Below are 26,974 nucleotides of genomic sequence, written 5' to 3' on the forward strand. Positions count from 1 at the left end.
GGTCAAATCGCCGGTTGCGCCGGCCGGTGTGCCTTCCGCATGGCTCAGGGGGGACGTGCGGGCTATTCGCGGATGCGGATCGCCTTGCCGATCGCCTGCGCGCGGATGTCCTTGCGGTGGAACGGCAGGCGGTGCCAGCGCTTTTCGGCATAGGCGCGGGTCTGGTCGGCGGCGTGCGGCGAGGCGGGATTGGTCGATTGGCTGTAGCTCAGGATCGCGTCGGCCACCGGCCCCTGATCGTCGAAGCCGACGATCTGGATGTAGCTGGTCCCGTGACGCGGCACGAGCTTGCCGTTGGGCGCGCGATCGGATTCCTGCATGTTGAGGACGCCAAGCCCGCCCGGGCCGCCATGGATCGGGATCGCCTCATCGCCGGCCATCACCTGCTGTTCGTCCCCCCATCGTCCATCGAGCGCATGGCCCGCCTGCTCCATCGCGGTGACCGCCGCGGCAAGGGCTTCGAGCAGCTTCGCGCCGGTCTCGCCCTCGGTTGCCAGATCACGCGGGGTGGTGATGGGCTGCGCGGGATCGAAGGGCACCTCCCACAGGCCCTTGATCCGCTCGGCCTGCGGCCAGAAGGCGCGGAACAGCGCAGCGCCGCGGCTTTCGGTCTCGAAGCGGCGGTCCCACTTGGCCAGCGCAGCGCACCCGCGCGCAGCCGCACCTTCGGCCTTGGCGCACAGCGTCAGCAGTCTGGGCAGCGCCAGATCGGCAGCAAGGCTCTTGTTGCCGAAGACCAGCGCCGCGGCGCGGGCGTGATCGAGCTTGCCGGCCGCGAGCATCGCCTCGGTCTCGGTGAAGTTGGAACGGGTCCGCAGCGTGCGCGCCTTGCGATAATCACCGAGGATCGGCGATAGCTCGCGGTGCGGCATCGCCGGGTTGCTGATCCAGTAACTGTCGTTGGAATTGGTGAGATAGCTGCGCACCACCGTGGCCGCCTGATCGTGCGCCGGCATGAGCCCAGGTACCGGCGTGCCTTCGGCAACATCCCAGGCGCAGGCCGATTTTGAGCCGTCGAGCAGGATCGCCAGTTGCGCAAACAGGCCCGAAATCGGGGTGGAGCAGGCCTTGACCTTGGCCGCCGACACATTGGGCACCGCAGTCACATCGGCATGGAGCGCATCGCCGAAGCGGTCAGCCGCGATGGTGTTGACCCACGGAATGCCGAGCGTTTCGCTGACCGCGGCCTTGACCTCGGCCACGCTGCGCGCCTCGCCGATCCGCAGCCAGGTTTCGATCCCGCGCTGGTTGCCGCGGTTGGCGTCCAGCAGGGCAAAGGCGTTCTGCCTGCTCCAGATGATGCCGCGGTCGGGAATGATGAACACCGGGCCGAAGCGGGTGGACCAGAGCGTGCGGGTCACCTCCGGCTGGCCCTCGGGCATCGGCACGGTGACGGTCCGGCTGGTCATCGCCTCGCTCTTGCCATCGACCATGTAGCGGGTCGGATCCTTCGGATCGAGCGCCAGCTGGTAGAGCGTTAAGTGGCGCGCCGCGGTGACGGTGTGGGTCCAGGCAATGTCCCGGTTGAAGCCGAGCGTCGGCATCGGAGTGCCCGCCAGCCCCACGCCCATCACCTCGTAGCCCTTGGGGCCCTTGACGTGCATCTGCCAGAAGCGGTTGGGGCCTTTCCACGGAAAGTGGGGATTGCCGATCACCATCCCGCGCCCGTTGGCGGTGACATCGCCGCCGAAGGCCCAACCGTTGCTGCCCATGCCCAGTTCCTGCGGGTGAGGCATGGCAATCGCGACCTCGGTCGGCGGCGTCCCCGGCGGGGCGGCATTGGCGATCGCGGGCGCGAGATTGAGCGAGCTTGCCAGCAGCATCTGCTTTTCGTTGAGGCGCAGCATGTCGTCGATGGTGATAGGGCGCACCCATGCCTTGCCGCGGCATTCGGCGGGGATGCCATCGGCCCCGGCATCACGCAGGAAGCGGTTATAGCCCGCGACATAGCCCGCCATCAGTTCCTGCGCACGGGCGGGCAGCCGCTTGGCGCCCTCGCGCAGGGCGGGCAGATCGATTATCGCACGGAAGAACACGTCGGAGGACAGGTTGTCGACCTCCTGGAAACCCAGCACCGCCTTGGCTGCGGGGCCGAAATGGCGCGAGCGTTCGCCTGCGACGGTCGCGAATTCCTCGGCCAGCAGGCACAGATTGTCCTGCGCATAGGCATAGGCGACCCCGTAGCCGACCCCGCGCCAGTCGCGCGCCTCGATGTGCGGGATGCCATAGGTGGTGCGGGTGATCGTCGCATCATAGCGGGGCTTGGCCTCGATTGCAGGCGCCGCGAGCACGGCTGCACAGCCGGCCACCCAAATCCCGATTCGCCCCATTTTCTGTCTCTCCCGCGCAAGCACAATCGGTTGTCGCGGGAAACCTATCGGCACGACGGGCAAAGTAAAGGGGCGCTCCGCCGGCTTGGCGAAACGCCCCTCACCCAGGTTGCGGGTCTGCGGTCAGAACGAGGCGGTGATCGAAAAGACCACGGTCGCATCCGAGATCGAGTCCCCCGCCAGCGTGGCGAAGTTCGGGCGGATGCGGTTGGCTTCGGCTTCCGAGATATCGGTGTCGACATAGGCGGCCGACAGGGTCAGGCCCGAGATCGGCGCGATATCGATGCCCAGCAACCAGTCGAAATAGGTGCCGGTCGGGGCGATGCTGGTGCCATTGGGGCCGAGGCCCGGGTTGCCGTCGGAATAGCCGATATGGGCTTTGAGCGTGATCGGTGCACCGCTGATCGCGTAGGTGGCATCGCCCGAAAGATAGAGATTGTCTTCCTTGTCGCCCGGATCGGCCGGAGCGCCGACCGGGAAGGCATTGCCCAGCGCTTCCTGCTTGGGCGCATAGGCGACGCCGGCTGTCAAACCGAGGCTGCCGACGCTGCCCGACAGTCTGGCGTAGAGTTCGGCGAAGTCGGTGGTGTCGGCGCCGCTGGGGTACATGTACCAGGTGAGGCCGGTGTCGAGCGTGCCTTCTCCGACCGCGAACTTATAGCCGGCAATCAGATCGAGCTCCATGTTGGCGCCGCCGAAGGTGCCCCAGCCGGCGAGGTTCGAACCCCACGCGCCGACGTAGAAGCCGCTTTCGTGGCTGATGGTGATGCCGCCCTGCACGGCCATGCCTTCGTCCGACTGCGAGACGCCGCGGAAGCGGTAGTCCGAAGTCAAGGTGGCGGCGCCGGAGATGGTGATCGCCGGGGTGTCGTCCTCGGCCTTGCTGGCGGAGGCGAGATCGACCGGCGCGATCGCGCGCAGCGCGGCGGCGCTTTCGTCCGCGGTGACGATCTCCTGCTGACTGGCGGGTGCGGCACCCTCTGTCTCCCCGGCAAAGGCGGGGGTGCAAAGGGCAGTCGCAAGAGCAACGGCTGAGAGAGCCGAGGCAAAACGGATGGACATAAGGAACGCTCCATGAAGAGGATTGGATCGTTCCACCTGCGTGCCGCGCGGCGCCTGTTATCCTTGCCGACCAACCCGCACTGCGGTGTCGCGCGCGCATCCGGCACCTGTCGCGTAGCCCTAGATATACGAAGGTTGCGTGAAACCACAAAGGTTATGTGATGGGGGCGGCCTATATTATTTTGTTGCGTGTCATCCTTGCATCACTTGCACACAAGTGCGGCGGACCGGAACAGCGCGGGGGGCGTGCCCGATCACCCGCCGGCGCGCAGGCTCTCCATATCGATCACAAAGCGATACTTGATGTCGCTCGCCTCCATCCGGTCATAGGCGGTCTGGATGTCCTGTATCGCGATGACCTCAATATCGGGCAGGATGCCCTTTGCGGCGCAGAAATCGAGCAGCTCCTGCGTTTCGGCCAGCCCGCCGATCCCGCTGCCGGTGAGCACCTTGCGGCCCAGCAGCACGCCGGTGTGCAGTTCGGGCATCATGTCGATCATCCCGACCAGCACCTGCACCCCGTCAATCCGCAGGAGGTGGAGATAGGGCGTGACATCGTGGCGCACCGGAATGGTGTTGAGCACCAAGTCGAAATAGCCGCGCCGCGCCTTCATCGCATCCCTGTCGGAGGTGTTGAGAAAGGCATGGGCGCCGAGTTTTGCGGCATCAGCGCGCTTGCTTTCGCTGCGGGAGAGCACGGTCACTTCCGCGCCCATCGCCGCCGCGAGCTTGACCCCCATGTGCCCCAGCCCGCCGAGACCCGCGACCGCGACCTTGCTCCCCCGGCCGACCTTCCACGTGCGCAAGGGGCTGTAGGAGGTGATCCCGGCGCACAGCAGCGGGGCGGCTTCGGCCAGCGGCAGGGCATCGGGCACCTTGAGCACGAATTCCTCGCGCGCGACGATCCTTTCGGAATAGCCGCCATAGGTGGGCGAGCCGTCGCGCCGGTCCTTGCCGTTGTAGGTCCCGGTCATCCCGCCGCTGAGGCAGTATTGTTCGAGATCGGCCGCGCAGTGGCGGCATTCCATGCACGAATCGACCATGCAGCCGATCGCCACCCGGTCGCCGACCTTGTGGCGCGTGACACCCTCGCCGACCGCGCTGACGATGCCGACGATCTCATGGCCCGGCACGATCGGATAGACCGTTGCGCCCCAGTCGTTGCGCGCGCTGTGCAGATCGGAATGGCAGATGCCGCAGTGGGTGATCTCAATCAGCACGTCGTCGTGGCGCAGGCCGCGCCGGGTGATCTGCATCGGCCCCACGCCCGAATCCGGCGCAGTCGCGCCATAGGCCCGGGTGGGGTATGCGTTGGTCTGGGTAGCCATGCGCTCTCTCCTGACAAGCACTGGTTCGGACCGGGAAGGTCTGCAAGGGCAACCGCCCGCCGGCCGGTAGGCCGCCCCCGCGGAGGCATCGGCCAAGCCGATTAGCCGCGAGCGCGAAAACTACTTCGGCGGCATTCTGATCGCGCCATCCAGCCGGAACTGATGGCCGTTGATGTAGCTGTTGCGGGCGATTTCGAGCACGAGGCTGGCGAACTCCTCCGGTTTGCCGAGCCGCTTGGGGAAGGGCACGCTGGCATTGAGCTGCGCCCACATCGCCGGGTTGCGGTCCTTCATCCCGAGCATCAGCGGGGTGGCGAAGATGCCCGGCATCACCGAGTTCACGCGGATGCCGAGATCCATCAGGTCGCGCGCCATCGGCAGGACAAGGCCGTTCACCCCCGCCTTGCAGCTGCCGTAGATCACCTGCCCGATCTGCCCGTCCTGCGCGGCGACGCTGGCGGTGAGGATGATGCACCCGCGCTCGCCGTCGTCATTGACCGGATCGGCATTGGCCATGCCCAGCGCCGAAATGCTCGCTACGCGGTAGCTGGCGACGAGGATGCCCTCGGCCCCGAAGGCGTAATCCTCGGTGGGCAGGCGCTTGTAGGCGCCCGCTTCCTTGTCCCAGCCCAGGGTCTTGCCGCGCCGACTGGCCATCGCGCAGTGCAGCGTCACGCGCTCCTGCCCGTGCGCCGCACGCGCGGCGGCAAAGCCGGCCTCGACCGAAGCCTCATCCATGATGTCGACGTGGTGGAAGGTGCCGCCGATCTCGTGCGCATGGGCCTCGCCCGCCTCGTCGTTGATGTCGAAGATGGCAACCTTCATGCCGGCCTCGGCAAAGGCCTTCGCGCTCGCCTTGCCCAGACCGCTCGCGCCGCCGGTAACCACCGCGGCCATGCCCGGTTCGATCTTCATCGCTGTCCTTTCCTGCTGCTCTTCTGCCTGTTGCTAGGCGCTTGGGCGGCCTCGCGCCACCTCTCCAATTTGCGGCATTCGCGCAACACCTGCGCGAGTCACCGAAGCGTCATCACTTTGTCGCTCAGGCGTCACGCGCGATGGATAAGCGCGGGCCGCCAACGCCCGGAGCGACGGGCGACCCTAGGAGAACCTCGTGATGATCCGTAGCCGTCTCATGCTTGGCAGCGCTGCCGTGGCGCTGTCTGCCACCGTCGCCGCGCCCGCCCGCGCCGCCGAAGCCGCCGACCCGCAGGTGCTCGCCACCGGCGTCCAGTCGGGCGGTGCGATCGCCGAGACCGAGGAGAGCGAGGACGACCGCGTCCAGACCGCCAAGGAAATCGTGGTCCAGGGCAATATCGGCTTTCGCAACCGTTCCGACGCGGCCGAGCCGGTGCTGGTCTATGACGAGGAATATTTCCAGCGCTTCGAGCCGCTGACCGCGGGTGATGCCTTGAAGCGCGTGCCGGGGGTGACCTTCCTTTCGGACGTGATCGAAAGCGACGGGGCGCGCCTGCGCGGCCTCGATCCGGGCTACACCCAGATCCTCATCAATGGCGAGCGTGTGCCCGGCGGCCAGTCCGACCGATCGTTCTTCCTCGACCGTATCCCGGCCGAACTGATCGAGCAGGTCGAAATCGTCCGTTCCTCCTCGGCCCGGCGCACCGGCGATGCGGTGGCCGGCTCGCTCAACATCAAGCTGCGTGACGGCTTCGCGCTCGATGGCGGTTACCTGCGGGCGAGCGGGCTGTTCTTCGACGATGGCGAGGTCAAACCGGCGGGCGGCTTCTATTATGGCGGCGCGCTGGCAGGCGGACGCGTCCTGATCGGCGCCAACGTGCAGGGCCGCTACAACCCCAAGAAAAAATTGAGCCTGCGCTACAGCGACTCGCCGGAAAACAACCCCAACTTCGCGACCGACGACTTCGTCAACCGCGAAGATCAGACCGATACCCGCAACGGCACCGACTATGCCTTCAACGCCAGCTGGGCGATCGAGACCGAGACCACCAAATTCGAGCTGCTCGGCAATTTCGTGCGGACCGAGCGAATCGAGGATGAACGTTCCTTCGAATATAATGATCCGACCGCGATCAACGGCCCGGTGCGCGCCACGCCGGCGGGCAACCTGCTGACCGACAACGCCAACGTCAACGATATCACCACCGAAAGCTGGTCGATCATCGCCAAGCTCGATCACGAATGGAGCCTTGGCGAGACCCAGCTGCGCGTGGGCTATTCGGGCTTCGACGATTTTCAGGACGAGTTCGAATACGAGATCGATTTCGACCGGGCCAACCCGCGTTTCACCGGCGATCTGACGGTGCTCGACATCAATGACACCGAGATGTTCCTCAACCTCGAGCATGAGTTCGAGCTGTCGGATGAGCTCGAATTCGCGATCGGCGGCTTTTTCCAGGACAAGGATCGCGACACCATCCTGCGGACCGTGCGCAGCCGCTTCAATCTCATCCCCGCCAACCGGCAGGGCTATGACCAGTTCAGCCGCAATCCCGGCGAATTCGCGCCGGCGACCTTTCCGCCCTTCGTCGACACGATCACCCGCATCACCGAGCAGCGCAAGGATCTCTACGCACTGCTCGAAGGCGAATTCGACATTGTCACCTTCGAAGTCGGCATCCGCTGGGAAAACACCGAAGTCGACATCACCGATATCGTGGGCGGCTTCACCATCAGCAACGACTATGACGCGTTTCTGCCGTCGGCCTCGGTCAAGATCGAAGTGGGCGATGGCCGGATCACGCTTTCCGGCGCGCGCACGCTGCGCCGGCCACGGTTCGACTTCCTCACCCCTGGCCTGCTCGAAGCCGAACTGGGCGATAACGACTTCCTGGGCAATCCGCTGCTGCTGCCCGAAACCGCTTGGGGCGGCGATCTCGGCTACGAGCACAAGATCGGCAAGACCGGGATCGTCGGCGTCAACCTGTTCTACCGCGACGTCACCAACCTGACCGAGCTGGCGACGCTGCTCGATCCGGTGACCGGTCTGCCGGTCGAAGGTTCGGAAGGACCGGGCACCTTCGTTTACACCCCGCGCAACACCGGCAATGGCGAAGTCTACGGGATCGAGTTCGATGCCTCCTTCAGCCTCGCCTTCCTCGGCCTGCCGGATACCGGCGTGTTCGGCAACCTCGCGCTGCTCGACAGCAAGATCACCGACGAGTTCGGGACACGCCGCTTCAACGACCAGTCGAAATATGTCTACAATTTCGGCGCAATCCAGAACCTGCCCGGCATCGGCGCGGCCTTCGGGGCGACCTACCGCAAGCAGGGCGTGGCCTTCGGTCGCGTGGTGGGCGAGGAGGTGACCACCCGCTATGGCGCGGATCTTGAAGTCTTCATCGAAAAGCGCTTCGGCGACAACTTCACCATCCGCGCGGTCGGCTCGAACCTGCTTGACGGCAGCAAGGACGAGGTCTTCAACAAGTTCTCCACCGTTGCCGATCAGGTGAACCGCGACTTCGACGAATACGAGCGCGAAAGCGAGCGCGCCGGTCCGGTGTTCCAGGTCGTTGCCCGTTATGCCTTCTGACAGAGTGGGATTGCTTGCCATGTTCCGACCCTTCCATGGCTTCGCGCTGCTGAGCCTGGGGATTGCCGGCGCCTGCGCCAGCGTGACCCCGGCGATCACTGGCGATCCGGCAGTCACCGTCACCGCGCTGGTCGAAACTCCCCCGGTGGGCACGGCACGCGAGGACGCCGCGGACGATCCGGCGATCTGGCGCAATCCGGCCAATCCGGCGGCGAGCCTGGTCGTCGGTACCGACAAGAAGGGCGGGCTCTACGTCTATGACCTCAAGGGTGCGCAAAAGAGCTTTCTGGCAGCTCCGGGGCTCAACAATGTCGATCTGCTCGAACTGGCCGCTGGCCGGGTACTGGTGGTCGCCAGCGACCGCAGCGATCTGACGCGCGTGAACCTGTTCCTCGCGCTGCTCGACACCGCTACGGGCAAGCTCGCGCCGGCGGGCAGGATCGCAGTCGGGCCGGGCGAAGGCTACGGGATCTGCATGGTCAAGCCCGCGGGCGGCGAGGGCATCATCGCCTTCAGCGCACCCAAGAGCGGGACGATCTACCGCACCCTTATCCGCGAGGCGAACGGGGTTTTTAGCGGCACCACCACCACGCTGGCGCAGGTCGCCACCCAGACCGAGGGCTGCGTCGCCGATCCGCGCACCGCCACGCTCTACATCGGCGAGGAAGACGCCGGAATCTGGGCGATCGACATGAACACGGGGGCCAAGCGGCTGGTCGCGCCGGTCGATAACCGGATGCTGGTCGCCGATGTCGAAGGCCTCGCTCTCGCGCCCGAGGGCGCGGACGGCGGCTATCTCGTGGCCTCATCGCAAGGGGACAACGCCTTTGCGGTGTTCCGCCTGCCCGACATCAAGCCGCTGGGCCGGTTCCGCATCGCCCCAGGCGCGCTCGGCTCGGTCGAGGAAACCGACGGGATCGAGCTCGACAACCGCGATTTCGGCCCCGATTTTCCGGGCGGGCTGTTCATCGCCCAGGACGGGATCAACGCGCCCAAAGCACAAAACTTCAAGTTCGTGCGCTGGGACGAGGTGCTTGCCGCTTTGGGCGAGGCGAAGTAACCCATCGCCCATGACCTACCCCAGCGCCACGCCTGATCGCCGCCGCTTCCTCGGCGCAACTGCCACCGCCTTTGCCGCGCTCGCGGCGAGCGGCTGCATGACCCGCAGCGGGGCCTCTTCCCCCGCGCGCCCGGCAGCGAGCGGCTTTGCCGGCTATGGCGACTTGCGCCCGGATCCGGCCGGCCTGATCGACCTGCCGCAGGGCTTTTCCTATCGCGTGATCTCGCGCCTCGGCGATGCAATGGATGATGGTGGCACCGTGCCCGACCGGGCCGACGGGATGGGCTGCTTCGACCTGGGCAATGGCGAGATCGCGCTGGTGCGCAACCACGAACTGCAACCCAAGCACGATGCGGGCGGGCCGATTGCCAAGGGCTTCGGCAAGCGCAACGGCGTCTTCTTGCCCGGCGGCACCACCACCATCGTGCTCGATGCGGCGACGCTGGCCATCAAGCGCCAGTTCCGCAGCCTGGGCGGCACCATCCGCAATTGCGCGGGTGGCGTCACCCCGTGGGGCAGCTGGCTGACCTGCGAGGAAGCGCCGACCGGCCCCGGCCAGCAATATGGCGAGGGTCTGGAGCGCAATCACGGCTGGGTGTTCGAAGTCCCCGCCGCCGCGCGCGGGCTGGTCGATCCGGTGCCGCTGACCGCGATGGGCCGCTTCAACCACGAAGCTGCCGCGGTCGATCCGGCCACCGGCATCGTTTACATGACCGAGGACCGCGACGACGGGGTGCTCTACCGCTTCCTCCCCAAGACTCCTGGCAAGCTGGCCGAGGGCGGGCGTCTCCAGGCGCTGGTGATCGAAGGCCTTGCCGACACCCGCAACTGGACTTCCCCCGCCATGCCGCTTGGCAAGTCCTTTCCGGTGCGCTGGGTCGATCTCGATGAAGTCGAGGCCCCCAGGGACGATCTGCGCCAGCGCGCGGCGGCGAGAGGCGCGGCGCTGGTCGCGCGCGGCGAGGGTTTGCACATGGGCGAGAATGCGGTCTTCGCCTGCGCCACCAGCGGCGGGGCGAAGCAGCTCGGACAGATCTTCAAGCTCACCCCCGGCCTTGCGGGCGCGCCCGATAGCATCGAGCTGTTCTTCGAGAGCGAGAGCATCGATCAGTTCAACTACGGCGATAATCTTTGTGTCGCGCCGAGCGGCCACCTGATCGTGTGCGAGGACCAGTACACGGATAGGGTGGACAACCACATCCGCGGGATCACACCGGCAGGCGAGGCCTACACGCTGGCAAGGCTGGAGGTGCAGGCCGAGCTGGCCGGCGCGTGCTTCTCGCCCGATGGCAGGGTTCTCTTCGTCAACGTCTATTCCCCCGCCACCACGCTGGCGATAACCGGGCCGTGGTTCGCCTGAGGGCGCGAGCCTGAGGGAAGCGGCTTGGACAGCTTCCTCCTTTCGCTGCTGCTGGTCTTCGTGGTGGCGCTGGGTGGGCGCGACCAGTGGCTGGTGGCGTGTTGGGCCGAGGCGCTGGGACGGCGCGTCTCGCTGCTCGCGATCGGCATCGTCTCGACCGCACTGACGGCCGGGCTGATGGCGTGGCTCGGGGCCGGTTTCGCCGCCCGGCTTCCGCCGCGCGCCGCGCAGATGCTGGTCGCCTTCGGACTGGCGATCGCCGGGTTCGAGCTGGTCTGGCCGGTCAAACCTGATGCTCCGCGTGAGCCGACCCGCTCGCTCGGCGCCGTCGCCATCGTGCTCGCCGCGCGGCAGGTCGGCGATGCAGTGCGATTCGCGGTGTTTGCCTTTGCTGCCGGGGCCAGCCTGCCGGTCACCGCCGCGCTCGGCGGCGCTTTGGGCGGGGGAGCGGCGATCGCGCTGGGCTGGTCATTGGGCAGCGAAAGCCTCGCGCGGCTGCCGCTGACGGTCATTCGCCGGGTGCTGGCAGCGGGCGTCATTGTTGCGGCGCTGTTCATCGGATTGAACGCTCGTTACGCCGCCCTGTAATCGCTTCGTTCGATTATTGCGAATTGGATAATTCCGGAACGCAATCGTCTCGGATCCATTATAGTATTGATATCGAAAGCGGCCAAATGATGCCGCATATGATACAACAAAGGAGAAATTCATGGCTCAAGCCAAGACCAATTCGAAAGCCGCTCTCGTGGCTGAACTCAACGGCCTGCTCGCCGACCATTTCGCACTCTTCATCAAGACGAAGAATTTTCACTGGCATGTCAAGGGGCCGCGGTTTCGTGACCTTCATCTCTTGTTCGATGAACAGGCGCTCGAAATCCGGGATCAGATCGATCTGATCGCCGAGCGCGTGCGCAAGCTCGATGCCGAGACGCTCACCTCGCTCGGCAGCGTGGCGCGGGCGACACGGATCAAGGACCAGGACAGCACCACCCTGTCTGCCGAGGCAATGATCGCTGAACTGCGCGATGACAATGTCGCGGTGGTCGAGCGCCTCAAGGGCATGAAGCCGCTGGCCGAACAGGCGGGCGACAATGCCACCGACGGGCTGCTCGACGACTGGACCGACATGGCCGAACAGCGCGTATGGTTCCTCACGTCGCTGCTGGCCTGAGGACAAACCCTGCGCCGGAACAAAAAATTGGGCCGCTCCCGCTGACCGGGAGGGGCCCTTTTGCTATGGGCCAGCCGATGCAGGACATGGCGAGGATCGAAGGCGCGGACAGCGCAAAAATTGCCGGCTGGCTGGCCGAGCGTCTGCGTGCGGCCGGTGGCGGGGCGATCACGATTCCGGGCGGTTCGACACCCTTTCCCATCCTTGCCGATCTGGTCGCGCGCGATGACGGGGCAATCGACTGGGCCGCCTGGCAGGTCTGGCCCAACGACGACCGGATCGTGCCCGAGGATCACGAGGCCTCCAATACCGGCAAGATCCGCGCCCTGCTCGAACCCGCTGGCGCCCGGATCGTGGCCTTGGCTGAAGGGGCCGATCCGCCGCATTTTGCGCTGACATGGCTCGGCATGGGGCCGGATGGGCATATCGCCTCGCTGTTTCCCAACACCGATCCGCGACCCGACGATCCGCAGGCGATCCGGCGCCTCACCCCCGATCCGCTTCCCCCGCACGCCCCGTTCGACCGGATCACACTGACCATCCCGGCGCTGGTCGAAAGCGATGCCATCGTCTTCACGCTCGGGGGTGCGCCAGACAAGCGCGCGGTGTTCGAGGGCGCGCTGCGAGGCGAGCACGATCTCCCGATCGCCCGCCTGCTGCGCGCGGCCGCAGCGCGGGGTATTGCGGTGACGGTCTTCACCTGATGTCAGGCTTTCTCCCCGCTCCGCTCCACCGTGCGCTGATGCCGCTCGCCCACGCGCTGCGGCATTACTGGCGGCGCTGGCGCAAGGCGCCGATTGCGGGGGTGAGCGTGATCATCACCAACCTGTCGGGCGACGTGCTGCTGCTCAAGCATTCCTACGGCCCTGATGTCTGGGGCCTGCCGGGCGGTGGGCTGGGCCAGGGCGAGGATCCGCGCGAAGCCGCGCGGCGCGAGGTGCGCGAGGAGCTTGGCATCGAACTGGTGCGGATCGAACCAATCGGCACGCTCGAGGAGGTCTTGTCCGGCTCGCCCCACATCGCCCATCTGTTCGCCGCGACCTGCGACTGTCAGCCGCGGCCCGATGGGCGCGAGGTGGTGATGGCGCGCTTCTTCCCTTCGCATTCGCTGCCCGAGCCGCTCGGCCGCCACACCCGCGCGCGGATCGCGGCGTGGAAGGCGCGCGGGACGCAGAAAGGCTAGAGCAGGCGCAATTGCGCCTCGTCGCGCGCCGGCTTGTCTTCTTCGGCCCCTTCGAGATTGCCTAGCGTCAGCCCCATCAGCCGGATCGGCCCGCGCAAGGGCAACTCCGCTTCCAGCAGCGCGCGGGCGAGGCCGGCAAATTCTTCCCTGCCGCTGACATGGTCGGGCCGCGTGACCGCGCGGGTCATGATCTGGAAATCGGTGAACTTGAGCTTGAGCGTCACGGTCCGTCCGCGTGCGCCCGCAGCCTCGATCCGTTCCCAGACGATGGCGATGATGTTCTCCAGCGTTTCGCGCAGCGCCGCGCTGGTGCCGATATCCGCGGGAAAAGTCCGCTCGCCGCCGACCGATTTCCGCACCCGGTGCGCGGCGACGGGCCGCAGGTCGATCCCCCGTGCGGCGCGGAACAGATAATCGCCCATGCTGCCGAAGTGCTGCCGCAGGAAGGCAATGTCCTTGGCCGCAAGGTCCGCGCCGGTGGCGATGCCGAGCTTGTGCATCTTCTCTTCCGCCTTCGGCCCGATCCCGTGAAACCGCCGGATCGGCAGGCCCGCCACGAAACGCGCGCCCTCGCCGGGGCGGATCACGCACAGCCCATCCGGCTTGTTCTGGTCACTGGCCAGCTTGGCGAGGAACTTGTTGTAGCTCACCCCCGCGCTCGCCGTCAGCTTTGTCTTGGCGCGGATTTCCTGGCGGATCAGCTCGGCGATGCGGGTGGCGCTGCCGATTCCGAGCCGATCATCGGTGACATCGAGATAGGCTTCATCGAGGCTCAGCGGCTCGATCACCGTGGTGTAATGCGCGAACACCTGGCGGATCTGGCGGCTGACCTTCTTATAGGCATCAAAGCGCGGGCGCACGAAAACGAGTTCGGGACACAGGCGCCGCGCCGTGACCGAGGGCATCGCGCTCCTCACCCCGAACCGCCGCGCCTCGTAGCTTGCGGCGGCGACCACCCCGCGCCCGCCCGCCCCGCCCACGGCGACCGGCTTGCCGCGCAGTTCGGGGTTGTCGCGTTGTTCGACGCTGGCGAAGAAGGCATCCATGTCGACATGGATGATCTTGCGCAGCCCCGGCTCGTCGCGGGGCGCGTCCTCTTGCGACGCAAGGGGGGGCAGGTCGGCCATTGGCGGACAAATATAACCTTGGCTCGTGCGAAGGAACCGTTGCTGGAACCATTCCCCCGGGCTGCCATTTTGTGCACATGCGAAAAGAACAGTGGTCTTCCGGCGAACCGGCCGGCAAGGGCCTCACCATGGCCAACACGCTTGCTCCGTCCGTGCCCACCCGCAAGCCGCTCGGCGAGACCGAGCTCTTGTGGATGATGGCGATGCTGATGGCGCTTAACGCCTTCGGGATCGACGCGATCCTGCCCGCGCTCGATGCGCTTTCCGGCGATCTCGCGGTGAGCGGCAATGACCGGCAGTTCGTGATCGGGGTCTATCTGCTTACCGGCGGGATCGGCTCGCTGGTGCCGGGTGCGCTGGCCGACCGCTTCGGACGGCGGCCGATCCTGCTCGGCGCGATCGCGGTCTACATCATCCTGTCGATCCTCTCCGCGCTCGCTCCGGCATACGAGACGCTGATCGCGGTGCGGGCGGCGCAGGGCTTGTTCGCCGCCGCGATCATCGCCCTGCCGCCCGCGATCATCCGCGACCGCGTCGGCGGCGACAAGATGGCGCGCATGATGAGCATCATCTTCGTGATCTTCCTGATGGTTCCCGCAGTGGCTCCGACCATCGGCGAGGCGATTCTCCGGCTCGGCGGCTGGCGCGCGATCTTCGGCTTCATGGCGCTGCTGGGCGTGGTCATGGCGACGTGGGTGTTCATCCGCCTGCCCGAAAGCCTGACACCCGACAACGTCCAGCCGATCCTGCCGCGCACCATCGCTGCCAACATGACCCGCGCGCTCTCCACCCCCAGCATCGCCGGCTATGTCATCGGTTCGGCGCTGGTGTTCGGCGCGCTGTTCGGCTTCATCAATTCTTCGCAGCAGCTCATCACGCAGACCTTTGGCGCGGGCGAGGCCTTCCCGCTGATCTTCGGCATTTGCGCCGGTTCGATGGCGCTCGCGAGCTGGTCCAATTCGCGCATCGTCGAACGCTTCGGTGCACGCCGGGTGAGCCACACTGCGCTGTTCGCCTTCATCATCGTCAGCGCCGCGCAGGTGATGATCGCCTTCCAGCCCGAGGAGAGCCTGTGGCAGTTCGTACCGCTGATGGCGATCAACATGGCGCTGCTCGGCTTCATCGGCAGCAATTTCGGCGCGATCGCGATGAACCCCTTCTTCGCCATCGCGGGCGCGGCGAGTTCGGCGCACGGCTTCGTGCGCATGACCACTGCGGCGCTGCTCGGCGGGACGATCGGCTATGCCTATGACGGCACTGCCCGCCCGCTCGCCCTCGCGCTGCTGATGAGCGGTCTGGCCTGCCTCGTGCTGGTGCTGCTGAGCGAAAAGGGCAAGCTGTTCGGGCCGAGCGATGCCGAGGCCATGATCGGCGGGCGGTCCTGATTACCGCACGCGCCTGGGGGCGCGCGGTCATCGCCGGGCGGACAGCATGGCTGCCCCCGCCACAGGCGGCGCGGCATCTGTGTGGCGCCCTTGCCGCGCCTCGGACCGGATCAGTTTTCGCTTTCGAGCTTTCTCCACGCCAGCCCGGCGAACTCGCAGAGCAGGGGCCGCGTGTCGCGCGGATCGATGATGTCCTCGACATTGAAGCGCTCGGCCGAGCGGAAGGGCGATGTGACCTTCGCCAGCCTCGCGCGGATCTGCTCCAGCAAGGCTTGCGGGTCGTCCGCAGCCTCCAGCTCGGACTTGTAAGCGACCTCCAGCCCGCCCGCGATCGGCAGGCTGCCCCAGTCGCCCGATGGCCAGCAATAGCGGTACTGGTAGCGCTCGGCATTGCTCATCGCGCTGCCGGCAATGCCATAGGCGCGGCGCAGCACGACCGACGCCAGCGGCACGCTCGCCCGGTAGATCGCGTTCATCGCGTTGACGCCATAGCGGATCGTCCCCGCAACTTCCGCCTCGCGCCCGATCATGAAGCCGGGATTGTCGACCAGATGGACGATCGGCAGCCGGAACAGGTCGGCAAGCTTCACGAAGCGTTCGACCTTCTCGCTGGTCTTGGCTTCCCATGATCCCCCGAGATAGCTGGGGTCGCTGGCGATCACGAACACCGGCCAGCCATCGAGCCGCGCCAGCGCAGTGATCGCCGCGCGGCCCCAGTGGCGGCCGATTTCGAACACGGTGCCTGCGTCGAACACCATCTCCAGACAGCGGCGCATCGAATAGACCTGTTTGGGATCCCGCGGCACGAGGGAGAGCAGCGCTTGCTCGCGGCGGCTGGCCGGGTCGCCGGATTCGATGCGGCGGGCGGGCTGGCCGACATATTCGGGCATGAAGGAGAGGAAGTGCCGCGCGCGGGCGAAGGCTTCGGCTTCGCTGGCGACCTCGTCATCGACCACCCCGTTGCGGGTGTGGATCGCCGAGCCACCGAGCGCCTCTTTCGCTTCCTCGTGATTGGCCGCGCCGCCCCTCCACGCATCGCCCAGGCCATCGACCACGGCAGGGCCGGCGGCGAAGATTTGGCTGAGGCCCTTGACCATGATCGAATAGTGACTGGCGACGGTGCGCGCCGCGCCGAGGCCCGCCGTTGGCCCGAGCGCGAGCGCCACGACCGGCACGGTGTCGAGATTAGTCACCACATCGCCCCAGCCGGGCACGGCGGGAATGTAAGTGGCACCGATCTGTTCGAGCGTCTTGACGCTGCCGCCGCCGCCCGTGCCGTCGATCATGCGGATGATCGGGAGCTTCAATTCGTGCGCCATCCTTTCGGCCTGCACCATCTTGCGGCTGATGCCGGCGTCAGCCGCGCCGCCGCGGATGGTGAAATCATCCGCCGTAGCGACGACGGGGCGGCCATTGATCAGCGCCTTGCCGAAGAGGAAGGGGGCGGGCGTCACCGCGGTGAGCTCGCCGTTTTCATCATAGTGGCCTTTGCCAGCGATCTTGCCGATTTCGCGGAACGAGCCGGGATCAACCAGCGCCGCGAGCCGCGCGCGGGCATCCATCTTCCCGCGCCCATGTTGGCGCGCAACCTTGTCCGCGCCGCCCATCTGCTCGGCCAGCGCCTCGCGGTGGCGCAGTTCTTCGAGTTCCTTGGCCCAACTCACAACCCACTCCCGTCATGCTGAACTCGGTTCAGCATCCATCCCTCGACTTCGGACCTAGATGTTTGGGGCGAAATGGACTTTGAAACAAGTTCAGGGTGACGGGTCAGGATTCCGAGGCGGCAGGCACCACCCGGCACAGCACCGCCTCGACCTGCACCTGCGAACCCGCGCTGACCGTCAGCCCCTCGACCACCCCGTCGAAAGGCGCGGCAAGCGCGTGTTCCATCTTCATCGCCTCGAGCACCATCAGCCGCTGCCCGGCGGTGACGGCCTTGCCTTCGCTCACATCGACCGCGATGACCTTGCCCGGCATCGGCGCAATGATCGCGCCATCGGCGGCGGAGGCTTGGCCGGTGCCGTCGATCCGCGAGCGCAGCAGATAGGTTTGCCCTTTTTCGACAACCAATATTCCGTCGCCAGTGACACGAGTCATCATGTTGAACTGATCGTGATCTTGCGCGCGGGGAGTGATCTGGCCGGTGACGGCCTCACCCGAAGGAAGGGCGAAATGCACCCCTTTCCGGTCGGGCGCGTTGAGGCGGAAGCCGGTCAGACTTCGCGCCTTCCAACCGGGAATAGTGGCCTCGTCCCTTTCCCAATAGAGCGCCTCGGCTGCTGCTCCCACGTTGATCGTGTCAGAGGAGGGGCTTGCAGGGGGGATGAGGTTTTCGCCTCGCCGTTCGATCAGTCCGGTATCGAGATCTGCAGCTTGGAAAGCGGCATCGGCCAAGCACAGCCAGAGGAAGCCAGCGTTCGTCTTGACTGGATGAACGAGGGTGCCGTCGAGTTCTTCCTGAAGTGCCGTAATCGCACTTGCCCTTGACGCTGCGTGAACCACGATCTTCGCAATCATCGGGTCGTAGAAGGGGGAAACGACACTTCCTTCCTCGACACCCGTTTCGACACGGGCGTGGAGAGTCGGAATGTAGAACTCGTCCAGCCGCCCCGTGCTCGGCAAAAACCCCTTGGCAGGGTCTTCCGCATAGAGCCGCGCCTCAATCGCATGGCCGTTGATCGACAGCTCGTCCTGCCGCTTGGGCAGCGGCTCGCCGCTCGCGACGCGCAATTGCCATTCGACCAGATCGACCCCGGTGATCTCCTCGGTGACGGGGTGCTCCACCTGAAGGCGGGTGTTCATCTCCATGAAGAAGATGCGATCGGCGCGCAGGCCATCGCTCGCATCGGCGATGAATTCGATCGTGCCCGCGCCCTCGTAATCGACCGCTTGTGCCGCGCGCACGGCGGCGGCGCAGATCGCCTCGCGGGTGGCCTCGTCCATGCCGGGGGCAGGCGCTTCCTCGATCACCTTCTGGTGGCGGCGCTGGAGCGAGCAGTCGCGCTCGAACAGGTGGACGACATTGCCGTGGGCATCGCCGAACACCTGCACTTCGATATGGCGGGGCGAGGTTATCCACTTTTCCAGCAGAACCTCGTCATTGCCGAAGCTCGCCTTGGCCTCGCGGCGGCAGGATTCGAGGCTCGCGGCGAAGTCGGCCGGGGCATCGACCTTGCGCATCCCCTTGCCGCCGCCGCCCGCCACGGCTTTGATAAGCACCGGATAGCCGATCGCCTCGGCCTCCTTGGTGAGGCGCTCCACGGATTGATCCGACCCGTCATAGCCTGGCGTCACCGGAACGCCCGCGCTGCGCATCAGCTGCTTGGCCGCGTCCTTCAGCCCCATCGCGCGGATGCTGGCCGGCTTGGGACCGACCCAGATCAGGCCCGCGTCGAGCACGCCTTGCGCAAAGTCGGCGTTCTCCGACAGGAACCCGTAACCCGGGTGGATCGCGTCCGCCCCGGTGGCCTGCGCCGCCGCGATGATCTTCGCCCCGACCAGATAGGACTCTGCCGCGGGAGAAGGCCCGATATGCACGGCCTCGTCGGCTTGGCGCACGTGCAGCGCCTTGGCATCGGCATCGGAATAGACCGCAACCGTGGCAATGCCCATGCTGCGGGCGGTGCGGATGATGCGGCAGGCAATCTCGCCGCGGTTGGCGATCAGGAGCTTCTTGATCATCGCTGAGGAGCCTCCGGTGCACCCAGCGCCGCGCAGCGTTCGGGCGGTTCCATCGTGAAGCTGGTATTGGCGACCTTCCAGCCGCTTTCGGTGCGGACGAGACTTAGCGCATTGATCCCGCAATGCATGGTCTTGCCTTCGGCGATGAAGCGGTAGGGGCCCCACACCTGCGCCATGTCGCCATCGACCAGCACCTTGTCGTAGCGCATCACCTCATCGACCTTGCGCGTGCTCGTGACCCAGCGTTCCAGGTGCTTGGCAACCGGCACGGCATCGACCCGCGGACGATCGGGCTGCATTCGGCTGTGCACAAAGATCATGCCCTCGGGCAGCATCTGCTCGGCAAGTGCGGTTTTGTCATCGCTGCGCAAGGCGGCGAAGAAGGCATCGGCGGCGGCAATGGCTTCTGCCTGTTCGGGTGTCGGCGCCTGTGCAGCGAGCGGCGCGGCGGCGAGGAGGACAGCAAGGGCGAGAGACGACTTCATGGCAGCCTGGTTAGTCGAGCTTGGTTGCAAAGAAAACCGCTTCCCGCTGCCCGGCTTCACCGCTTGGGCCGGTAATCGGCAATCCCCCAGTCGATCCCGCCGGGGGGCATTCTCTCCCGGTTGAGCGCCGCTGAAAGGAAGGCGCGCAGGCCATGAAGCGCCTTTTCGGCCCGCGGCACATAGGTGCGCGAATTCCACGCCTCGGGCCCGCGTGCCCGCACCTTGCGCCCGATCGCACCATAGATGCGCGCGGCGCAGAGCACCGCCCAGCGGCTGCGGAAGGGGAGTTTTGCCGCGCCCACGCGCGCCGCGGCCTCGTGCTTTTCCACCAGCGCCACCAGCCGTGCGGCCATCTCGGCCAGTTCCTTCCTGTGGTGCGGCTTGGTGTGTTGGCCGGGCTCGATATCCTGTTCGGCCAGCCATTCCTGCGGCAGATAGCAGCGGCCCGCCGCATCATCCTCGACAATGTCGCGGGCGATGTTGGAAAGTTGGAAGGCAAGGCCGAGATCGTTGGCGCGGTCGAGCGTTTCCTGATCCTCCGGCGAAACCCCCATCACCACCGCCATCATCACGCCCACCGCGCCTGCCACGTGGTAGCAGTAGCGCAGCATGTCGGCCTCGGTGCGCGGGCGCCAGTCTTCCGCGTCGAGCTGGAAGCCGGCGATCACGTCCTCGGCCATCTGCGGAGTGAGGCCGACTTCGGCGGCCACCACGCCAAGGCAATCGAAGGCGGGGTCTCCGGTCGGTTTGCCCTCGAAGGCGAGCGCGGTGAGGCGGCGGATGTGAGCGAGGCGCCCGGCGAGGTCGGACTGGTCGCCCAGTTCCCCGCCCATGTCCTGATTGTCGGCGATGTCGTCCGCCCGGCGACACCAAGCATAGAGCAGCCACGCCCTTTCGCGGGTTTCCTTGTCGAACAGGCGCGCGGCGGCGGAAAAGCTCTGCGAGCCGCGCTTGATCGACAGCCGCGCGTGCTCGACCAGCGCGGCGCGGGTGGCGGGATCGACAGCCATCGCCTGAACCCTAGAGTTCCTCGGCCTTCATGCGGAAGATCGGGGTGTGCGGCTGGTAGGACGCCATCTTCGCGAGCAGTTCGGTGATCGTATCCGCCGCGATCAGGATGTTCTGGTGCGCGGGCCTGACAAAGCCGACCTCGGCCATCTTGGCGTTGAAAGCGAGCAGGTGATCGTAGAAGCCGAAAGCATTGAACAGGCCCACGGGCTTGGAATGGTAACCCAGCTGCGACCAGCTCATCGCCTCCCACAATTCGTCCATCGTGCCCACGCCGCCGGGGATGGTGACGAAACCGTCCGAGAGGTCGGTGAAGCGCTGCTTGCGCTCGTGCATGCCGCTGACGGTGACAAGCTCGTCGCAATCGTGGTTGGCGACCTCGGCGCGCACGAGGCTTTCGGGGATGATGCCGATCACCTCGCCGCCAGCGTCCTTGGCACCCTTGGCGACCGCGCCCATGAGGCCAAGCTTGCCCCCGCCATAGACCAGCCCTATGCTGCGGCGGGCAAGTTCCGCGCCGACATCATAGGCGAGCTGAATGTAACGCGGATCCTCGGGCGAGGCCGAACCGCAATAAACCGCAAGCCGTTTCACGCAGGCATCCTCGCCAGATCCTCCAGCATCAGACCCGCGGTCGCCTTGGCGCTGCCGACCACGCCGGGGATCCCTGCCCCCGGGTGCGTTCCCGCACCGACGAGGTAGAAGTTGTCGATCACGTCATCGCGGTTGTGGCCGCGCAGCCACGCGCTCTGCCACAGCACCGGCTCCAGGCTGAAGGCGCTGCCCATGTGGGCGTTCAAGTCCTGCTTGAAGTCCTTGGGCGCGTAGCTGAACTTGGTGACGATCCGGCTGTGGATGTCGGGGATCAGACGGCGCTCCAGCTCGTCGAGGATCATCTTTTCGAGGCGCGGGCCGACCTCGTCCCAATCGAGCGGCATCTTGCCCATGTGGCTCACCGGCACGAGCGCATAGAAGGTGCTCTTGCCCTCGGGCGCCATGCTCGGATCGGTCACGGTCGGGTGATGGAGATAGATCGCGAAATCTTCCGGCACCACGCCGTTCTTGTAGATGTCGTCGAGCAGCCCCTTGTAGCGCTTGGCGAACAGGATCATGTGATGCGGGATGCCGGGCCATGTGCCCTCCAGCCCGAAGTGCACCACGAATAGGCTGGGTGAAAAGCTCTTGCGGCCCAGCGACTTGGCCATCTGCTTGCCGCGGGCACTGTGCGACAGCAGATCCTTGTAGGAATGCATGATGTCGGCGTTGCTGGCGACCGCGTCGAAGCGCTGGCGGAAGCCCGACCTGGTTTCCACTTCGCTCGCCTTGGTGCCCAGCGTGTGCACCTGCACCACCGGATCGCCGATGCGCATCGTCCCGCCGAGGCGCTCGAAATGGCGCACCATGCCCGCAATCAACCGGTTGGTGCCGCCGCGCGCCCACCACACGCCGCCTTGCTTTTCCAGCTTGTGAATCAGGGCGTAGATACTGCTGGTGTTCATCGGATTGCCGCCAACCAGCAGCGTGTGGAACGAAAGCGCCTCGCGCAGTTTCTCATTCTCGACATAGCTCGACACCATGCCGTAAACGCTGCGCCACGCCTGTTCCTTGATGAGCGCCGGGGCGGCCTTGAGCATCGACTTGAAATCGAGGAACGGCTTGGTGCCGAGCTTGAGATAGCCTTCCTGATAGACCCGCTCGGAATATTCGAGGAAGCGCGCATAGCCGGCCACGTCCGCCGGGTTCAGCTTGGCGATCTCGGCGTTGAGCTGCTGCTCGTCGTTCGAATAGTCGAAATTCGTGCCATCGGGCCAGTTGAGGCGGTAGAAGGGCATGACCTTCATCAGCTCGACATCTTCGGCCATGTCGTGGCCGGTCAGCGCCCAGAGTTCTTCAAGGCAGGGCGGATCGGTGATCACAGTCGGGCCGGCATCGAAGGTGAAACCGTCCTTCTCCCAGAAATAGGCCCGCCCGCCGGGCTTGTCGCGGCTTTCGATCACGGTGGTGGCGATGCCGGCGGATTGCAGCCGGATGGCCAGCGCCAGACCGCCGAAACCCGCCCCGATTACGCAGGCCGTGCGCCCGGCATAGCGTTCAGCGAGCGCGGGGTTGATGCCCTTTCCGGCAGAAAGATTGAGCTTCGCATCGGCGTTCATGCCGGGTTCTCCACGTTGAGAGACTTGGTTTCGAGGGGTTTTCCGGAGGAAAACAGGGCGCGGATCGCCCGCGGGATAGCTACGGGTGGCTTGCCGGTAAGGATGCGCAAGCGATCGGGCCAGGTCGACCGACCGGCGTAGAAGCGTTCGACCAGCCGGCCGCGCAGGGCGTAGAAATGCTCGAACACCACCACCCGCTTGTCCGGCTCGGCGGCCTCGAACAGCATCCGGCTGAGCAACCGGTAATAGCCGGTGGCGCGCCAGTGCCGCTTGGCGCGGCGTTCGCAGAAGGCGGCGAGTTCGTTGCCCGACACCCCTGGGCGGGTCGCCAGCAGCCGGGCGATGGCGAGCGCGTTGTCGGCGGCAAAGGGCAGGGTGTAGCTGGTGAGCGGGTGCGAGAAGCCCCCGCGCGCGCCGGCGACAGCCACGCCGGGGATCGCGATTTCATTGAGCGCGGCAGCGAAATTGCCGCCCGAGACGACCGGCAGGATCCCCGCCTCCTGATCGATCACCTCGCCCTTCCAGCCATTGGCGCTGGCATAGGCGGCGACCCGGCCCTTGAGCACTTCGGCATCCATCTTCGGCTGATCGGCATAGTAGGTGTCCTCGATGAACACCTCGTCCTCTGACAGCGGCAGGACGTAGACGAAGCGATAGGCCGCGCTGTTACCATAGGGGGCGACCTGATCGACGCTGGCATCCATGATCACCGGGCGGGTGAGGCCATGGGGCTTTTCGCACTTGAAATGCTGGCCGAGGAACACCTGCCAGCCGCCCGCAAGGTGGCGCGAGGGGCGGAACGGTCGGCAGTCGATCACGCGGCGGCCGGCGATGCGGGTGCCGTCGGCGAGCGTCACCCCGTCGGCGTCGATTGCTGTGGCCTTGCTCGACAGCAGCACCCGCTCGGGCGGCAGTTCGGCGAGCAGCTTGGCGTGGAATTCGGCGCTGGTGAGCGAGCGATAGGAGGTCGGCAAGGTGCGGCCATAGGCGGGGAAGGTGATGTCATAGCCATCGTCCCAACCGTTGAGCGCGAAACCGGCCATCAGCGCCTGCGCTTGCGGGCTAAGGTCGGTGGCGAACCAGCTCCAGCGGTGATGCCCGCCGAGCGTGCGCCCGGCCTCGACCAGCAGGAAGCGGCAGCGCGGCGCATGGCGGTGCAGTGCGAGCGCGATCAGCCCGCCCGCGAGGCCGCCGCCGACGATGATCAGATCGTGAGCCATGGCCGCTTCGGAAACCGGATTGTGCAAGGAATCGCTCATGCGCAGCCAGCCCTAGGCGAGGGCGAGCGATACGGCAATGATAGCGGCACGCCGGCGGCGGCCAATTGCTGTTGCAACATCACATCAAGCGCCATATCGGCGCCCGGAACAGCGCGGACGAATCGCGTAAAATCGCTTATTTATAAAGGATTTATATCTATGAAACTGCGCAGAAAGCTCGCCCTGTCAGCCATGCCGGCCGCCGCGATCGCGCTGGGCGCAACTCCGGCGCTGGCCGATGGCGGCGAGCGCGCCTCGGGCGATGTCACCGAACCTGCCGCCCAGCCTGCGCCAGCAGCGCCGATGCCGGGCTTCACCAAGCCGGTGTTCGACGAAACCTGGGCGACCATCGGTCTCGGTGCCGGGCTGGTGCCGAGCTATGCCGGCTCGAACGATTACGTGGTCTTCCCGCTGCCGCTGATTGTCGGGCGCGTGGGCGGGGTCGGCATCCGGCCCAACGGCCCGGGGCTGACGCTCGACCTGCTCTCGCCCAAGCCCAGCTTCGGCCCGCGCAAGACCCGTCTCGCTTTCGGCCCGGCGTTCCGCATCCGCAACGACCGCAATGGCCCGATCAAGGATGATGTGGTCGAAGCCGCGGGCGAACGCGATGCGGCGCTGGAAGTGGGGCTCAACGCGGCGGTGTCCTTTCCCGGCGTGTTCAAGCCGCTCGACAGCCTTACCCTCGGGGCGCAGGTGCGTTGGGACGTGCTCGGCGCGCACGAGGGCATGGTGATCGAGCCGCAGGTCAATTATTCGACCCCGCTCGGCAAGGCCTTCGTCCTGCAGGTGCAGGCGCAAATGGAGTTCGTCGATGACAGCTTTGCCGACTACTACTTTTCGGTCACCCCGCCCCAGCGGCTGGCAAGCGGGCTGCCATCCTTCGTGGCCGAGGGCGGGCTGAACCGCATCGGCACGCTGGCGATCGTCAACTACGACCTTTCCGGCAATGCGCTCGACGGCGGGTGGAGCGTTTACGGCGTGGGCGGCTATTCGCGCCTGCTGGGCGATGCGGCAGGCACGCCCTACACGGCGCTGCGGGGCAGCCCCAACCAGTTCATCGCGGGCCTTGGCGTCGGCTATACGTTCTAGTCGTCGATCGCCTTGCTGCGCGACGCCGGCCCTGCTTGGCGAGCAGTTGCTTGATCAGCTCCGGGCTTTGCGCCTTGGCAAGCGCAAACCCGGCCGAAGCGGCCATTCGCGCCCGAACAGCACCAGCGCCTTGTCGATCATCAGCCCCTGATCAACCGATGCCTCCATCGCATCAGAAGGATCGGCACAGGCGGCCTTGCTGGCATCGCCCGCCTGCGCCAGCGCGGGCGCGATGGGCGGGGCAAGAGCAAGAGCAAGGCCTGCGGCGAGGCTCTGGATGAGCGGCAGTCGGAAAATGGTCGTGCGGCCGCACTCATTGGCAAGCGGCTGAAACAGCGTCACGGACAACCGCACCCCGCGCGCTTGCCGAGCGCAATCGCGCGCAAGGCTTGCAACGCGCGGGGCGGCGGCGCATCACGGTGGCGGGACAGGGAGACCTTGGGGAGACATGACGATGAAGCGACACGCGCGCCGCTGGGCCAATCTTGCAGGCTTTCTGGCGATGGCAATGGCCGCGCCGCTGGCGGCCGAGACCGTGGCGATCCGCGCCGGCAGCGTGATCACCGACGCCGCCAGCGAACCCACCGGCCCGGCGACGATCCTCGTCACCGACGGGCGGATCGTCTCGATCACCCCCGGCCACGATGCCGTCACCGCGGACCGCACAATCGACCTTGCGGACAAGACCGTGCTCCCTGGCCTGATCGACCTGCACACCCACCTCACCGGGGATCCCGGCGGCGATTTCTGGAAGGAAGCGACCGAGCCCGATGAATGGGGCGTGATCGTGGGCGCCAAGAACGCGCGCCTCACCGCGCTTGCCGGCTTCACCACGGTGCGCGAGGCGGGCAGCGGGCGCGACACCGCCTTCGCGCTGCGGCGCGGCACCGCCGAAGGGCTGGTGCCGGGGCCGCGCATCCTCGCCGCCGGCCCGCCGCTGGCAATCATCGGCGGGCATGGCGATGTCAACGGCTTCCGTTCCGAGGTCAATGAATTGCTCGATTCTGGCTTTACCTGCACCGGCCCGGTCGAATGCGCCGCCAAGGTGCGGCTCGCCAGTCAGAACGGCGCCGACGTAATCAAGATCACAGCGACCGGCGGCGTGCTCAGCCAGCAGGGCCGTGGGCTGGAGGCGCACTTCACCCCCGAGGAGATGAAGGCGATCGCCGATACCGCGCACAGCCTCGGCCTCAAGGTCATGGCCCACGCCCACGGCGCGCGCGGCATCCAGCAGGCAGCCGAGGCGGGGATCGATACGATCGAGCACGGCACCTATCTCGATGAAGCCGCCGCGAAGGCAATGAAGGCGCGCGGCACGGTGCTGGTTCCCACCCTGATGGCGCTGCAGGGCGTCTCCGAGGGGCTGGGCAAGGGCGTCTATACCCCGGTGGTCGAAGAGAAGATCCGCGCCGTCCAGCCGCTGATGGCCTCGCTGGTGAGCCGGGCGCGCCAATTTGGCGTGACGATCGCCTTCGGCACCGATGCGGGCGTGTACCAGCACGGCCGCAACGCCGAGGAGCTGGGACTGATGAAAAAGCAGGGCATGTCCGACCGCGAGGTGCTCGCCAGCGCCACCACGGTCGCGGCCAAGGTGCTGGGGATGGAGGGCCAGATCGGCCGCCTCGCGCCCGGCTACTCGGCGGACATCATCGCGGTCGAGGGCAATCCGCTCGCCGACATCACCGTGCTGGAAGAGGTCGACTTCGTGATGGTGCGCGGACGGGTGATCGAATAGCGATCCACCCGCCCTTGCCCGCCTTGGGCAAACCCGGCCCGCCCGCGGCG

General features: G+C 66.4%; 23 protein-coding genes. 10 read left to right on the forward strand and 13 right to left on the reverse strand.

Going from position 1 to position 26,974, the window contains the following annotated elements; translation table 11 throughout:
* Window positions 1–62 precede the first annotated feature (62 nt).
* From BZF61_RS09920 to BZF61_RS09935, 4 genes are all read right to left on the reverse strand, one after another.
* Window positions 63–2,330, reverse strand: a complete 2,268-nt coding sequence (locus BZF61_RS09920) for a penicillin acylase family protein (RefSeq protein WP_086618932.1) — start codon at window positions 2,328–2,330, stop codon at window positions 63–65.
* Window positions 2,331–2,453: 123 nt separating this feature from the next.
* Window positions 2,454–3,392: a TorF family putative porin gene (locus BZF61_RS09925; RefSeq protein ID WP_086618934.1), complete on the reverse strand. Its 939-nt coding sequence runs from the start codon at window positions 3,390–3,392 to the stop codon at window positions 2,454–2,456.
* 254 nt (window positions 3,393–3,646) lie between these two features.
* Entirely contained in the window at window positions 3,647–4,720 is a 1,074-nt protein-coding gene (locus BZF61_RS09930) for an NAD(P)-dependent alcohol dehydrogenase (RefSeq protein ID WP_086618935.1), read from the reverse strand.
* A gap of 120 nt (window positions 4,721–4,840) precedes the next feature.
* Window positions 4,841–5,635, reverse strand: a complete 795-nt coding sequence (locus BZF61_RS09935) for an SDR family oxidoreductase (RefSeq protein WP_086618937.1) — start codon at window positions 5,633–5,635, stop codon at window positions 4,841–4,843.
* A gap of 199 nt (window positions 5,636–5,834) precedes the next feature.
* Between BZF61_RS09935 and BZF61_RS09940 the strand changes: the two genes are divergently transcribed.
* From BZF61_RS09940 to BZF61_RS09970, 7 genes are all read left to right on the forward strand, one after another.
* On the forward strand, window positions 5,835–8,228 hold the full coding sequence (locus BZF61_RS09940; RefSeq protein ID WP_086618938.1) for a TonB-dependent receptor plug domain-containing protein: 2,394 nt from the start codon (window positions 5,835–5,837) through the stop codon (window positions 8,226–8,228).
* A 19-nt stretch (window positions 8,229–8,247) separates the two neighbouring features.
* Window positions 8,248–9,288 carry a phytase gene (locus BZF61_RS09945; RefSeq protein ID WP_086618940.1) on the forward strand — a complete coding sequence of 347 codons (1,041 nt, stop codon included), beginning with the start codon at window positions 8,248–8,250 and terminating at the stop codon, window positions 9,286–9,288.
* Between the two features lie 10 nt (window positions 9,289–9,298).
* On the forward strand, window positions 9,299–10,648 hold the full coding sequence (locus BZF61_RS09950; RefSeq protein WP_086618941.1) for an alkaline phosphatase PhoX: 1,350 nt from the start codon (window positions 9,299–9,301) through the stop codon (window positions 10,646–10,648).
* Between the two features lie 24 nt (window positions 10,649–10,672).
* Window positions 10,673–11,236 (forward strand): hypothetical protein, encoded by a 564-nt coding sequence (locus tag BZF61_RS09955; protein ID WP_086618942.1) that lies wholly within the window; start codon window positions 10,673–10,675, stop codon window positions 11,234–11,236.
* A 121-nt stretch (window positions 11,237–11,357) separates the two neighbouring features.
* On the forward strand, window positions 11,358–11,819 hold the full coding sequence (locus BZF61_RS09960) for a Dps family protein (protein ID WP_086618944.1): 462 nt from the start codon (window positions 11,358–11,360) through the stop codon (window positions 11,817–11,819).
* 77 nt (window positions 11,820–11,896) lie between these two features.
* A complete protein-coding gene (locus BZF61_RS09965; RefSeq protein WP_086619135.1) occupies window positions 11,897–12,523 on the forward strand; it encodes a 6-phosphogluconolactonase in 627 nt (208 codons plus the stop codon).
* On the forward strand, window positions 12,523–13,002 hold the full coding sequence (locus tag BZF61_RS09970; RefSeq protein WP_086618945.1) for an NUDIX hydrolase: 480 nt from the start codon (window positions 12,523–12,525) through the stop codon (window positions 13,000–13,002). Before BZF61_RS09965 ends, BZF61_RS09970 begins: the two co-directional genes overlap by 1 nt.
* Here BZF61_RS09970 and dinB read toward each other — a convergent pair.
* Entirely contained in the window at window positions 12,999–14,129 is a 1,131-nt protein-coding gene (dinB, locus tag BZF61_RS09975; protein ID WP_086618947.1) for a DNA polymerase IV, read from the reverse strand. The two genes, BZF61_RS09970 and dinB, sit on opposite strands and share 4 nt — an antisense overlap.
* Before the next feature lie 77 nt (window positions 14,130–14,206).
* On the opposite strand from dinB, the gene BZF61_RS09980 reads away from it, so the two are divergent.
* Window positions 14,207–15,514: a multidrug effflux MFS transporter gene (locus BZF61_RS09980; RefSeq protein WP_211276760.1), complete on the forward strand. Its 1,308-nt coding sequence runs from the start codon at window positions 14,207–14,209 to the stop codon at window positions 15,512–15,514.
* Window positions 15,515–15,624: 110 nt separating this feature from the next.
* On the opposite strand, the gene BZF61_RS09985 is transcribed toward BZF61_RS09980, so the two are convergent.
* From BZF61_RS09985 to crtY, 7 genes are all read right to left on the reverse strand, one after another.
* A complete protein-coding gene (locus BZF61_RS09985) occupies window positions 15,625–17,178 on the reverse strand; it encodes an acyl-CoA carboxylase subunit beta (RefSeq protein WP_086618949.1) in 1,554 nt (517 codons plus the stop codon).
* Between the two features lie 103 nt (window positions 17,179–17,281).
* Window positions 17,282–19,195, reverse strand: a complete 1,914-nt coding sequence (locus BZF61_RS09990; RefSeq protein ID WP_086618950.1) for an acetyl/propionyl/methylcrotonyl-CoA carboxylase subunit alpha — start codon at window positions 19,193–19,195, stop codon at window positions 17,282–17,284.
* The gene (locus BZF61_RS09995) at window positions 19,192–19,680 is read right to left on the reverse strand and encodes a hypothetical protein (protein WP_086618952.1); all 489 of its coding nucleotides are present in this window, start codon (window positions 19,678–19,680) and stop codon (window positions 19,192–19,194) included. Before BZF61_RS09995 ends, BZF61_RS09990 begins: the two co-directional genes overlap by 4 nt.
* A 56-nt stretch (window positions 19,681–19,736) precedes the next feature.
* Window positions 19,737–20,690, reverse strand: a complete 954-nt coding sequence (locus BZF61_RS10000) for a phytoene/squalene synthase family protein (protein ID WP_086618953.1) — start codon at window positions 20,688–20,690, stop codon at window positions 19,737–19,739.
* A gap of 10 nt (window positions 20,691–20,700) precedes the next feature.
* Window positions 20,701–21,282: an LOG family protein gene (locus BZF61_RS10005; RefSeq protein ID WP_086618955.1), complete on the reverse strand. Its 582-nt coding sequence runs from the start codon at window positions 21,280–21,282 to the stop codon at window positions 20,701–20,703.
* Window positions 21,279–22,841, reverse strand: a complete 1,563-nt coding sequence (locus tag BZF61_RS10010) for a phytoene desaturase (RefSeq protein WP_086618957.1) — start codon at window positions 22,839–22,841, stop codon at window positions 21,279–21,281. The genes BZF61_RS10005 and BZF61_RS10010 overlap by 4 nt, the downstream gene beginning before the upstream one ends.
* The gene (crtY, locus tag BZF61_RS10015; RefSeq protein ID WP_086618958.1) at window positions 22,838–24,100 is read right to left on the reverse strand and encodes a lycopene beta-cyclase CrtY; all 1,263 of its coding nucleotides are present in this window, start codon (window positions 24,098–24,100) and stop codon (window positions 22,838–22,840) included. Before crtY ends, BZF61_RS10010 begins: the two co-directional genes overlap by 4 nt.
* A 159-nt stretch (window positions 24,101–24,259) precedes the next feature.
* Here crtY and BZF61_RS10020 point away from each other — a divergent pair, with 159 nt between their 5' ends.
* Complete coding sequence (locus tag BZF61_RS10020; RefSeq protein WP_158094087.1) at window positions 24,260–25,189, forward strand: MipA/OmpV family protein; 930 nt, start codon at window positions 24,260–24,262, stop codon at window positions 25,187–25,189.
* A gap of 54 nt (window positions 25,190–25,243) precedes the next feature.
* Here BZF61_RS10020 and BZF61_RS10025 read toward each other — a convergent pair whose 3' ends face one another.
* Entirely contained in the window at window positions 25,244–25,531 is a 288-nt protein-coding gene (locus tag BZF61_RS10025; protein ID WP_086618960.1) for a hypothetical protein, read from the reverse strand.
* 106 nt (window positions 25,532–25,637) lie between these two features.
* On the opposite strand from BZF61_RS10025, the gene BZF61_RS10030 reads away from it, so the two are divergent.
* The gene (locus BZF61_RS10030; RefSeq protein ID WP_425429619.1) at window positions 25,638–26,924 is read left to right on the forward strand and encodes a metal-dependent hydrolase family protein; all 1,287 of its coding nucleotides are present in this window, start codon (window positions 25,638–25,640) and stop codon (window positions 26,922–26,924) included.
* Window positions 26,925–26,974 lie beyond the last annotated feature (50 nt).

The organism is Erythrobacter tepidarius (assembly GCF_002155695.1).
GTDB classification, from domain to species: domain Bacteria; phylum Pseudomonadota; class Alphaproteobacteria; order Sphingomonadales; family Sphingomonadaceae; genus Erythrobacter; species Erythrobacter tepidarius.